This window comes from Actinomadura sp. BRA 177, from assembly GCF_013372625.1.
Classification (GTDB): Bacteria; Actinomycetota; Actinomycetes; order Streptosporangiales; family Streptosporangiaceae; genus Spirillospora.
In genome coordinates, this window is record NZ_JABXFD010000191.1 from 22,333 (window position 1) to 33,486 (window position 11,154).

The following is an 11,154-nucleotide window of genomic DNA, read 5'->3' on the forward strand; positions in this document are numbered from 1 at the left end:
GTCACACCTCCAGGTTCTCCTCGATGTCGCGCAGGCGGTGCCGGGCCAGCGCCAGGTTGGCGCGGGACCGGTCGAGGGCCAGGTAGAGGAAGAGGCCCTTGCCCTTGCGCCCGCTCACCGGGCGGATGACGTGGTACTGGCTGGAGATGCTGATGAGGATGTCCTCGATGTCCTCCTTGAGGCCGAGCTGCTCCATCGTGCGGAACTTGGCCCGCACCACCTCGGTGTTCCCGGCGGCGGCGACCTGCAGGTCGAGGGCCTTGGAGCTGCCCAGGTGCCCGAGCGCCATGCCGCTGTTGTAGTCGACGACGGCGGCGCCGATGGTGCCGTCGATCGCCATCATGTCCTTCAGCGAGAGGTCGAGGTTGGACATGTTCTCCCCTTCTGATTGTCGTTACGTACGGCGCGTGCCTGTGAGATGCGCGGCGATGGCGCGGGCGACGGGGCGCGACTCCAGGTGGAGCCGCCCCACGTTGACGGTCGGTTCCGCGAGGACGGTGAGGGACGCGGTCGGGCCGGCCGCGTAGATGACCACGTAGCCGTCCACCCCGCGGATCACCACCTCGTGGAACGCGCCGCCGTGCGCGGTCTGCGCGATCCGGTGCGCCAGCGACAGGCCCGTCGCCGTCACCGCCGCCATCCCGGTCGGTTCGACGGCCTCGGGCAGGTCCTGCGCGATGAGCAGCCCGTCCGCGGACGCGACCAGGCTGCCGGTGAGCTGCGGGACGCGCGCCCGCAGGGCCCGCAGCTCCGCCGCCACCTTGGTCTCGGGGACCCGCGCCGCCGTCCCCGCTCGTTTCGCCACCTTCGTCAGCCTTTCGATCAGACGTTTCACCGCTCCGGTCAGCCGAGCTCCACCAGCGCCGTCCGGAGCCGGTCGAGCACGTCGTGGTCGGGCGGCGCCCACTCGACCGGCAGCTCCCTCGGCGATTCACCCGCGGACTCGGGCGGATCGGTCCGCACCAGCGACGCCGCGGCGAGCCCGCGGACGGCGAGCAGGCAGCCGAACGCCGTCCGCCCGAGGTCGCGGGCCAGCCGCGCGGGCGTGCGCCGGCCGTCGGCGTTGAGCAGGATCTCCGCCTGGACGCCGGTCAGGATGACGCGCTGCCGCCGCACCCGCCGGACCGGCACGACGGGCGCCAGGTCGACGCCCCCGTCCGGCCAGGCGGCGTCGAGCCGCGCGCGGCGCCGGCGCTGCTCGTGCACGAGCGTCGCCACGGTGACCCGCAGATCGCCGCCCGCCGCCCCCTCCGTGAACACCGGCTCGGCCCCCGAGCCGAGCAGGAAGTAGGCGGCGTCGAACATCGCGAGCAGCGCCGACAGCTCGGGGTCGAGCCCGGCCCCAGCGGACACATGCCGGCTCTCAGCACGGACGACGGCCCCACGATCAACATGGAACGCGCCATCACCCCCGACGCGCACCACGCCGGTGCACCTGTCCCGCTCCAGCGAGCCGAGGACTTCGCAAACGTCGGCACCCATATCAGCGCATTTCCTGGACGATGCTCTGCATGCGCAACCGCGCGAGCGCGAGATTGCCGCTTTCCCTGTCGAGCAGCAAATGGACGAACAGATGCCCGTCGAGATCGGCTCCCGAGAGGGCCAACAGGTGATATCCCGCGGCGCCGCAAACGATGATCTCCTCGACATCGTCGCCCGCCGCGGTGGCGCTGAGCGCCGGCGACGTCAGCACCGCACGCACCACATCGGTCGCGCCGGCCGCGTCCTCGTGCTGGTCGACGAGGTCCTCCCGGCCCGCCGCCGCCACCGCGAGCCCGCTGGCACAGTCCACCAGGGTCACCCGCTGGGCCCCCGGTATCGTCATCATCCGCGCAAGGCAGTCGTCAATCCGCACCCATTCCCCCACCGAATGAGAGTTGCAGGAACTCGACCATAGCCAGAACTTTGCGGCCCGCAACACCAAACAGTTAAATCCCCACAACATCCCCCGACGGGGGCATAAATACCACCCCGTATCCAAACCGGTCAGCCCGGATATCCCGCCCGAGCCCGCAGAATCGGCCCGCCCGAACTCGGCCATTCCGGCACACCCGCAACCGGCCCATCACCTTGGGGGGCGAACTTGGTCCAGGCGGCGGGCCAGGAAGCGGCGATCTGCGGCCAGTCGGCCTCCCCGGCCGGGCGCGCGGTGGCATGGCACCCCGCGATGGCCGCCTGCACCTGGTAGGGCCCGGCCTCCCCCTGCCGCAACACGGCATCCAGCCGTTCGGTGCCCTCGGCGATCGCGGCGCGGTCCCACCGCCCGCGGTCAGCGTCGGCAGGTGCGCGGGAGAATTTCCTCGGTCCCGAGCGATCACCGTCCACCAACCATGAGATAATCGAACATGCATTCGGATCAGCGGGTGGGGAGTGGAAATGCCCGGATCACGCTCGTACTCTGACACCATGAAGATGGTGAGTTCTGAGGAACGAGCGGCCCTGGTGGCACTCCTCCAGGTCCGCCCTCAGGGCCTGCGCTGGGGAGAGATCACAGCTGAGGTCGTCGAGACCGGGAGCGCCATCGCGGTCTGGCATCGCCTCGTCCCGCCCACCCTGGTAGACGCTCCAGGCGAAGTGGATCCCCTAGAGGCCGCCGCCCACGACCTCGAGGAGTGGGTCGGCCAAGGCCACACGATGCTCACCGTCCTCGATGGCCGGTATCCCGAACGGCTGCGCGAGGTCCACCAGGCCCCACCGGTTCTCTTTGCTCGGGGTTCGCTTCTCGATGGCGACCTGGCCGTCTCGGTAGTGGGATCCAGAGCGGCCTCCAAGCGCGGCCTGGAGATCGCCGCCAGTGTGGCCGATAACCTGGTCCGCGAGAAGGTGACAGTCGTAGCAGGGCTCGCCGCCGGCATCGACACCGCCGCCCATCGCGCCGCCCTCGATGCAGGCGGACGCACGGTCGCCATCGTTGGAACGGGCATCAACAAGGTCTACCCGGCCGCCAACCGCGATCTGCACCAGGAGATCTCGTCCCGTGGCCTTCTGCTATCCCAGTTCTGGCCCGACGCACCTCCACAGAAGCACACATTCCTGATGCGCAACGCGACCATGTCCGGTTACGGCATGGCGACGGTCGTCGTGGAGGCGGGAGAGCACAGCGGGGCGCGCGCGCAGGCCCGGATGGCGGTCGAGCATGGCAGGCCCGTCATCCTCACCGATCTGGTAGTCGGCGCCAACCACTGGGCCCGCGCCCTCGTAAGCCGACCGGGCGTCCACGTCGCGAGCAGCCTCGACGAGGTGTTGACGATCATCAGTAACATCGTCAGCAGCAAGTCCGCGATCGACGCCGCCCTGCAGCGGCTGATCTACGCCTGACATGCTCGATCCCGCTACCGAAAACGGGCGGCAGAGTTCTGCTTATGAGGCTTCTGATGCTGGGTGGGACGGAGTTCGTCGGGCGGGCCGTCACCGAGGACGCGCTGGCGCGCGGCTGGGACGTGACCGTTTTCAACAGGGGACGCCATGAGCCGCCCAAGGGCGTTGCGTCGTTGCAGGGCGACCGCACTGCCGAGGGCGGGCTCAAGACCCTGGAAGACGGGGAATGGGACGCGGTCGTCGACACCTGGTCGGGCGCGCCGTCCGCCGTCCGTGACGCCGCGCGCCTTCTTGGTGGGCGGGTCGGGCACTACGTCTATATCTCCAGCCGTTCCGTCTACCGATTCCCGACGCCCTTCGGGCTTGGCGAAGAGGCCGATGTGGTGGACGGCTCCCCGGACGAGGGCGACGTCGACTACGCGGCGGCGAAGCGTGGTGGAGAGCTGGCGGCGCTCGACGTGTTCGGAGACAGGGCGCTGTTCGTTCGGGCCGGTCTCATCCTGGGGCCGTACGAGAACATCGGACGCCTTCCCTGGTGGCTGACGCGCATCGCCCGAGGCGGCCGCCGAGCAAGGTTTGAACGGCCCCTTTAACGTGGTCAGCCCGCCCGACCACACGACGATGGAGGAGTTGCTCCAGGCCTGCATCGACGTAACGGGGTCGAACGCCGAACTCGCTTGGACGGCCCCAGAAACCGTCCTCGAAGCGGGCATCCAGCCGTGGACGGACCTTCCGGTCTGGCTTCCACCGGGCGATGGCCGCCATGCTCACCAACTACCGGTGGATTCCTGCCGATACCTCCTACGAGGTGGCCATAGCCGACCACCTCATCACCGCCGGCCGCAGCTTCACCAAACCCCCTCGCATCGGCAGGCGATCGGTGTCCGGCGCATCGGGGTTCGCGGCCACCGGGGCGTGTTCGCTCGTCATCGGGCCGGGGCGCGTCCGCCGAGTTCGTCGCACGTGATGTCCTCGAGCCGCCGGCGCCGGGTCTCGACGGCGACGGCGACCGCCGCGACGGTGGCAACGGCCATCGGCACCGCGCCGATCGCGGCCGTCGCCCTCAGGGAGGGCGCGGCGACGGCCGCGACGATCATCGCGAGGACGAGCACGCCGCCCGCCTTGGTCATCCCGGCGGCCAGGCCGCTGCCGCGCGAGCGGATGCGGGTGGGGTACACCTCGGCCGCATAGGCCGACAGCACCGCGATCACCGAGCTGGAGCCCCAGATGGGTATCACCAGCAGCGTGTTGAGCACGGCTCTGTTCTCGGCGGCCGAGTCGCCCAGGATCGTGAACAACGCCAGGGATGCGGTGACCAGGCCGCTCAGTCCGATGAGCGTCCAGCGGCTCGAACGGTGGTACAGGTAGGCCACCGCCAGATTCAAGGGGAAGCCGATCAACGCGGAGTCCCGCAGCACACGGTCCGCGCTCACGCCGTCGTAGCCCAGCTGCCTGAGATTGCTCGGCAGCCACATCTGGAAGCCGTACACCGTCAGGCCGATGCCGACCGCGAGCAGTGTGAGCATGGTTGTCAGGCCTAGGAACGGCGACCGCACCAGTTGCGAATACCGATTGCCCAGGCTCTCCTCGTCCGCCAGCTCCGACCGTTCGATGCGGACGACCTCGGCCCGGTAGCGGGTCAGGACCCGGCGGGCCTCGTCCTCCCTGCCTACGGAGAGCAGGTAGCGGGGGGACTCGGGAACCCAGCGCGCGAGGAAGAGGAACAGCACTCCCATCGGGAGCCCGATGAGCCAGAGGATCCGCCAACTATATGTCGGTGTGAGGGTCTCGGAGGCCCAACTCGTCAGTACGTAGGCGCCCGCGATGTCACCGCCGATGAACACCATCAGCCAGCCCCGGCGACGGGCCGGGATGGTCTCCGACAGCAGGGTGAACGCGACCGGGAGCATCCCGCCTGCGCTCAGCCCCATGATGAAACACATCACCACGTTCCATCCGAAGCTGGGCATCGCGCCGCAGATCGACGTGCCGATGAACAGGATCCCGGCCAGCAGCATCGCGGCCCGGCGCCCCATCCGGTCTCCCAGCCATCCCCAGATCAGTGAGCCCAGCACGGTGCCCGCGATGCCGCTGAACGGCAGCCACGCGACCGGGACATCGCCATGCGGATGGCCGGGTGCGCGCAGGTGGTACTCCTCGGCGACGCCCGGTGCCACGAACGCCAGCGTGGTCGGCTTCATCACATCGATGGTCACCGCGATCGCCAGCACGAGCAGCAGGCCGACATGGGTCTTGCTGATGCGGGCGTCGTCGATCGCGCGGACCTTCAGCAGGGCGGCGCCCTCGTGGTTGGCGCGCCGCGGCACCAGCCCCCAGCCGGCCAGCGCGCTCCCGGAGACGATGAGCACCATCCCCCAGAGCATCGCCGCGTCCATCTTCATTCCCGCCATGTGGTAATGCATTTCGGCGGATTCGATGTACATGGGCAGGTGCAGAATCACTCCCACCGTGACCAGCACTACACCGGTCCAGAAGACGATGGGACGGCGACGGCCATCGGGGAGGTCGAACTCGTGGTCCAGAAATACGCCAGTGCTGCGGCTTCCGCTCATGACGCGGAAGATAACAGCTTTATGCCATATCGAAGAAGAGTCGGACGGCGCTTCCGGCCACATCGAGCACAATCAATTAAATCAGGTGCAGCGCCCCGGCGAAGGTTTGGGCACATCGAATCACCCCTCGCGGCAAGCCCCCGCAGCCCCACCGGCGACGGTGCGCCAGCACTGATTTAGGGTGCCGGCCAGGGAGCATTCTCGAAGCGGCTCATCGATGCGCAGGCATGCCACCGGCTAGGGGAGAAACTGGCGAATTCCAGCTATGGGAAGTACGTCATGCCCGTCGCCCGCGAGAACGACGAAGGGAGGCCGCGAACGTCCGCGGCGACGGGGGCGAGCGCACCGCGTCCACGGCCTTGAGCCGCCTCCAATACGCTGCCGCAGCCGACAGAAGAGGGAGCGCGCATGCAGATCCAGGCCATGGAGATGGACGGCATCCATAGGTTCATGTCGGACCAGGACGGTCTGGCTCCCAGCCCGCGGGAGGCAGGGCTGATTGCGTTCTCGGATGCTGAGATGGCCGGTGAGATGCCAGGTCACGGGATGATCGCGTGAGGCGTGTCCGCGGGCCGGGAGGCAACAAGGCCCCGTAGAACGGCGATTGCCTAGTACGGCAGCAGCATTTCGTTAGGTGAGCTGCGGATATGCGTGTTCTAGTGGGCGGCGGAGGCGGGTTCGCTGGTGGTACCAGCGGGCTCGTGCTCGGTGCCGGTCTCGCCAGTTCTGCCAGTGGACGGTGTGGTCGATGCCGTGGTGGCGGGGGTGCAGGGCGTTGACCAGGTTCTTGATCGCTGCGACCGACAGCGGGGTGTGCCCGGGGTCGGCGGGCGGCGGGGCGTCCGGGCCGGTCGGCGGGGGCGCTTGGGTGTCGGTACGGGGCCGGGCCGAGGCCGCCGCCACCGCGTAGACCGCCAGGGCGAGCATGACCAGCACGGTGTGCCGGCGGATCGCCTCGTACCGGCGGACCTGGGACTGGTCCAGCCCGAACAGGTCCTTGCCGAACTCGAACGACTCCTCCACCGGCCACCGCAGCCCCGCCGCGGCGACCAGCAGATGCAGCGACACCGGCCGCCCCGCGGGGACGTGGCAGTAGTGGAAGGCCAGCTCGCCGGTGCGCAGGTGCTTGCGGACCAGCAGCCAGTGCACCGGTGAGGCGGTGGCCACCCACGCCCAGGCGTAATCGCGGGCGCCCTTGTCCCCGGCGCCGGCCGAGACGATCTGCCACCGCTCGCGGGTCCACAGCATCGACCAGATGATCTGCTTGCACGCCCGGCCCGAGCCGTCGCCCAGAGCAGCCGCTGGGTCTTGTCCGGAGTGCGGTCCCCGATCCACTCGGCGATCGTCCACCCGTTGCGTTCGGGCAGATCAGAGGAGACCGCACGAACGTACTCGCGGGCCTGAACCCACGGCTCGATGCGGGCGAAACAGCCCCGGACCCGGTCCATCAGCTCGTGCAAGCCCGCCACGGCCCGCTCAGCCTCTACGATGAGCGCAGCGGCTGCTCTGGATTTTGTTCTCGTCACACAGACTTGATCACAGAGCAGCCGTCTTCATGTCCGGCGTTCCGGTCACAAGACCACATCAACCGGCCCGGCTTCCCCGCGCCCCTTGGGCCTGCCTATCCGCCCAGCTCAGCCCGCAAAGTGCTGCTGCCGTACTAGGAATGCTGGAGGAGCGGGACCAGCGTTGGAAGCTCGGTGGACGGCATGTTCCGGCGAATCAGGTCCGCCAAGGACTTGAGCGAATTCCAGGGCATGCCGTTCTGCCCGCTCCCGCCAGCACTCGCGGAGCCGCGCGACCGCGGGGCCCTGGTTCCCCGCCCCTCGGTGTTCGCCCTCCGGGCGACCGCCGGCTCGGCGTCCTCCGCCCCCTCCTGCCTCGGATCCGGAACCTGTGTCGAGGAGTCGACGGATTCGGGAGCCGGCACGTCGGGGGAGCGCTGTTCCCGAGCCTGTTCCCGGGCCGCGGCGCTCTCCTTCCGACGGTTCTCCTGTCGGCGAGTCGCCTCCCACGCGCCCTTCTGCTCGCTCTACCTGCCCACGGCCATCTTCGACTTCGACATCCGTCCGACGGCCGAGGGCCCGCGCCGCGCCGACCGCGGCCAGTGCGCCGTCTCGTCCTGACTCCGCGACACCGATTCCGCAACACCGGGCCCGGCCGCGTGCTCAGCACGTGGCCGGGCCCACTGCGTCCCGGCCCGGTATGGCACAGGCCCCATCCGGGTGGACGCGACGGGGTTCGGTCCGCTAGAGAGACGTCCTATGAGCGCTTTGGTACTCGGGCCCCATCTCCGGCACGTGAGCCACCACACCGCGACGATCTGGGTGGAGACCGAACGGCCCTGCGAGGTGCGGGTCATCAGCGAAGAACACGGTGTGGACGCGTCCGCCAGGACGTTCACCGTGCACGGCCACCACTACGCGCTCGTCGAGATCGACGGCCTGGCGCCCGGCTCGCGCATCCCGTACAAGGTGCTGACCGACGGCGAGACGGTCTGGCCAGAGGACGACGGCTTCCCGCCGTCCCAGATCAGGACGCTCAAGGACGACGACGGGCTGCGTATCTCTTTCGGGTCCTGCCGCCGTTCGCCGGGCACCGTGGAGGAGTTCGGCTACGACGCGCTCGCCGCGTTCGCGGAACGGCTGCGGACGGGCGGCGACACTGTCGCCTGGCCCGACATCCTGCTCATGGTCGGCGACCAGGTGTACGCCGACGAGTTGAGCGACGAGATGCGCGCGTTCATCGGCGGACGGCGCGGACCGGACGAACCGCCCGCGGACGAGGCCGCCGACTACGAGGACTACACGCACCTCTACAAACTGGCCTGGCACGGTGATCCGGCCGTCCGGTGGCTGCTGTCGACCGTCCCCACCTTCACCATCTTCGATGACCACGACATCAGGGACGACTGGAACACCTCCTACGCGTGGCGCCAGGAGATGTGGGCTCAGCCCTGGTGGAAGGACCGCATCACCGGCGGGATCGGCTCGTACTGGATCTACCAGCACCTCGGGAACCTGTCGCCGCAGGAGCGCGCGTCCAATTCGATCTTCGAGGCACTGCGCAAGGCGTCGGACGCGACGGGCGACGCCGGCGCCGTCCTGGACGAGTTCGCGGAGAAGGCCGACAAGGAACCTGCCAGTACGCGCTGGAGCTACGCCCACGACTGGGGCGGCACTCGCCTCATCGTCGTGGACAGCCGATGCTCCCGGCTCCTCACCGAAGACCGTCGCGGCATGCTCGACGACGAGGAGTTCGAGTGGCTGGACGGCCAGTGCCAAGGCGGCATGGACCATCTGCTCATCGCGAGCTCTCTCCCCTACCTCCTTCCCATGGCGATCCACCACGCGGAGTCGTGGAACGAGGCCCTCGCCGGTGGCGCCTGGGGCAAGCGCGGCGCGGGGCTCGGGGAGAAGATCCGGCAGGCCGCCGACCTGGAGCACTGGGCCGCGTTCGAACGGTCGTTCCGCGACGTGGCAGCTGACATCGTCGCCGTCGGACGTGGTGAGCGCGGTCCCGCACCGGCGAGCATCTCGTTCCTGTCCGGCGACATCCACTACTCGTACCTGGCGCGGGTCACGACGCCCGCCCTGCAGTCGAAGGTGTCCCAGATCGTCTGCTCGCCGCTGCGGAACCCGCTGATGGGCAGGTTCAAGTGGGCGAACCGCGTCGCGTACTCGCGGGCGTCCGGCGGCCCGTTCCGCCTGCTGGCGAAGCTCGCGAAGGTGCCCGTCCCGCCGATCCGGTGGCGCATGACGGAGGGCCCGTGGTTCCACAACGCCATCGCGACCGTCGAATTGTCGGGTCTTGACTGCAACGTGCGCTGGGAAACTCCGCACGACGGCGGCAGGCTCGCCGAGATGGGCCGCGCCCGCGTCACCTGACGCGAAGTTAAGGAAACGCACCCGAATTACCTGACGGTCAGTGGTCAAGCGACCACAATGTGCAAGACTCCGAAAAGTTTCGAGTTTCACCGGGACGCCGGACCTGAGCCCGTGACCTGCTTCTTCCCGTAAAGATCGGGCGGAACCGCGGGGCCGGGCCGAAAGGGCTGGTAGCGTCCGCCGCGGCTGCCCAATTCGTTGTTACCGGGGAGTCGCCAACGGGCGGGTCGTCATGAAAGAGTGGCGAAACGCCGTATCGGCCTACTGGGCTGCAGCTCTTCACTACGCTATAAGCGCCCGGGGTCGCTACGTTCTAGTGGGCACGCTGTGAGCTCCCGTGTTGAGGAAGGACGGTGTCGCATGGATCGCTGCGCGCTGTTCGTGGACGCCGGTTACCTGCTGGCGGACGGCGCCATGGCCGTGCACGGCACGCGCCACCGCGAGACTGTCTCCTGGGACTTCGGCGGGCTGCTGCAACTCCTGGGCAACCTGGCGCGAGAACGCACCGGCCTGCCCCTGATGCGCTGCTACTGGTACGAGGCGACGATCGAGGGCCGCCGCTCGCCCGAGCACGACTCGCTCGCCGACCTGCCCGGCCTCAAACTGCGGCTCGGCCGCGTCCGCCCCGGCCGCCGCGAGGGCGTCGACACCGAGATCCACCGCGACCTGATGACCCTGGCCCGCAACGGCGCGCTCGCCGACGCCGTCCTGGTCAGCGGCGACGAGGACCTCGCGCAGATCGTCACCGACGCGCAGGACCTCGGCGTCCGCGTCACCGTCGTGCACGTCGCCGTCGACGGCAACTGGACGATCTCCCGCGTGCTGCGGCAGGAGTGCGACGACCTCATCGAGATCGGCTCCGGCCACCTGCGCCCCTACGTCAACCTGCTCGCCGGCGTGGACGGGTCGTCCGGCTCCCCGTACGGGACGAGCCCGCTGTCCAACGGGCACGGCACCTCGCACGGCGTCTCGCACGGCGCCTCGTCGAACGGGCACAGCCCCTCACTCGGCTCCCTGCAACCCGCCTCGCACAACGGCCCGCCGCCCGCGTCGCCGGTCAGCGGGCCGCCGATCCCGTCCGCCTCGTCCGTCCGCGACCTCGGCCCGGCCATGTCCGGCGGGATGAGCAACGGCTCCTCCGCGGGCCCCGGCGTGGGCACCGGCCCGATGCCACTGCCCGGCGGCACCGGCGGCGGCCTCGCCGGATCGTCCTACGGCACCGGCGGCCAGCAGGCCCCACTGCAGCTGGCCCTTATACACATCTCCGAGCCCACGAGACCGACTCCTATACCGTATGCCGGCTTCTGCTTGAAAAAAAAAAAAATAAACAAACCAAAATAACAGACTCATAGACACACGCACGATGACGAAGAACA

The 11,154-nt window shown here is 69.0% G+C and carries 10 protein-coding genes and 2 pseudogenes; 5 read left to right on the forward strand and 7 right to left on the reverse strand.

Translation table 11 applies throughout. From position 1 onward, the window contains the following. Nucleotide 1 precedes the first annotated feature (1 nt). The 5 genes from HUX53_RS06635 to HUX53_RS06655 form a co-directional block, all read right to left on the reverse strand. On the reverse strand, nucleotides 2-373 hold the full coding sequence (locus HUX53_RS06635) for a hypothetical protein (RefSeq protein WP_176402275.1): 372 nt from the start codon (nucleotides 371-373) through the stop codon (nucleotides 2-4). A gap of 21 nt (nucleotides 374-394) precedes the next feature. Further along, a complete protein-coding gene (locus tag HUX53_RS06640) occupies nucleotides 395-835 on the reverse strand; it encodes a roadblock/LC7 domain-containing protein (RefSeq protein WP_309237083.1) in 441 nt (146 codons plus the stop codon). 8 nt (nucleotides 836-843) lie between these two features. Then, complete coding sequence (locus HUX53_RS06645; RefSeq protein ID WP_176402276.1) at nucleotides 844-1,482, reverse strand: hypothetical protein; 639 nt, start codon at nucleotides 1,480-1,482, stop codon at nucleotides 844-846. Between the two features lies 1 nt (nucleotide 1,483). Then, nucleotides 1,484-1,855, reverse strand: coding sequence for a hypothetical protein (locus tag HUX53_RS06650; protein WP_309237084.1), 372 nt, complete (start codon nucleotides 1,853-1,855; stop codon nucleotides 1,484-1,486). A gap of 131 nt (nucleotides 1,856-1,986) precedes the next feature. Further along, on the reverse strand, nucleotides 1,987-2,325 hold the full coding sequence (locus HUX53_RS06655; protein WP_176402277.1) for a hypothetical protein: 339 nt from the start codon (nucleotides 2,323-2,325) through the stop codon (nucleotides 1,987-1,989). Between the two features lie 81 nt (nucleotides 2,326-2,406). On the opposite strand from HUX53_RS06655, the gene HUX53_RS06660 reads away from it, so the two are divergent. Together HUX53_RS06660 and HUX53_RS06665 are read left to right on the forward strand one after the other, a co-directional pair. Beyond that, the gene (locus HUX53_RS06660; RefSeq protein WP_255204995.1) at nucleotides 2,407-3,318 is read left to right on the forward strand and encodes a DNA-processing protein DprA; all 912 of its coding nucleotides are present in this window, start codon (nucleotides 2,407-2,409) and stop codon (nucleotides 3,316-3,318) included. Between the two features lie 44 nt (nucleotides 3,319-3,362). Further along, nucleotides 3,363-4,074 (forward strand): annotated as a pseudogene (locus tag HUX53_RS06665) (reductase); the annotation flags it as partial. Nucleotides 4,075-4,244: 170 nt separating this feature from the next. On the opposite strand, the gene HUX53_RS06675 reads toward HUX53_RS06665, so the two are convergent. Then, nucleotides 4,245-5,954, reverse strand: a complete 1,710-nt coding sequence (locus HUX53_RS06675; RefSeq protein WP_176402279.1) for an MFS transporter — start codon at nucleotides 5,952-5,954, stop codon at nucleotides 4,245-4,247. A gap of 345 nt (nucleotides 5,955-6,299) precedes the next feature. Between HUX53_RS06675 and HUX53_RS06680 the strand changes: the two genes are divergently transcribed. Then, nucleotides 6,300-6,449: a hypothetical protein gene (locus HUX53_RS06680; RefSeq protein ID WP_176402280.1), complete on the forward strand. Its 150-nt coding sequence runs from the start codon at nucleotides 6,300-6,302 to the stop codon at nucleotides 6,447-6,449. Nucleotides 6,450-6,521: 72 nt separating this feature from the next. Here the strand turns inward: HUX53_RS06680 and HUX53_RS06685 are convergent, their stop codons facing one another. Continuing rightward, a complete protein-coding gene (locus HUX53_RS06685; protein ID WP_176402281.1) occupies nucleotides 6,522-7,139 on the reverse strand; it encodes a transposase in 618 nt (205 codons plus the stop codon). Nucleotides 7,140-8,155: 1,016 nt separating this feature from the next. On the opposite strand from HUX53_RS06685, the gene HUX53_RS06690 reads away from it, so the two are divergent. Continuing rightward, on the forward strand, nucleotides 8,156-9,778 hold the full coding sequence (locus HUX53_RS06690) for an alkaline phosphatase D family protein (protein WP_176402282.1): 1,623 nt from the start codon (nucleotides 8,156-8,158) through the stop codon (nucleotides 9,776-9,778). 360 nt (nucleotides 9,779-10,138) lie between these two features. Next, nucleotides 10,139-10,675 (forward strand): annotated as a pseudogene (locus HUX53_RS06695) (NYN domain-containing protein); the annotation flags it as partial. Nucleotides 10,676-11,154: the final 479 nt, after the last annotated feature.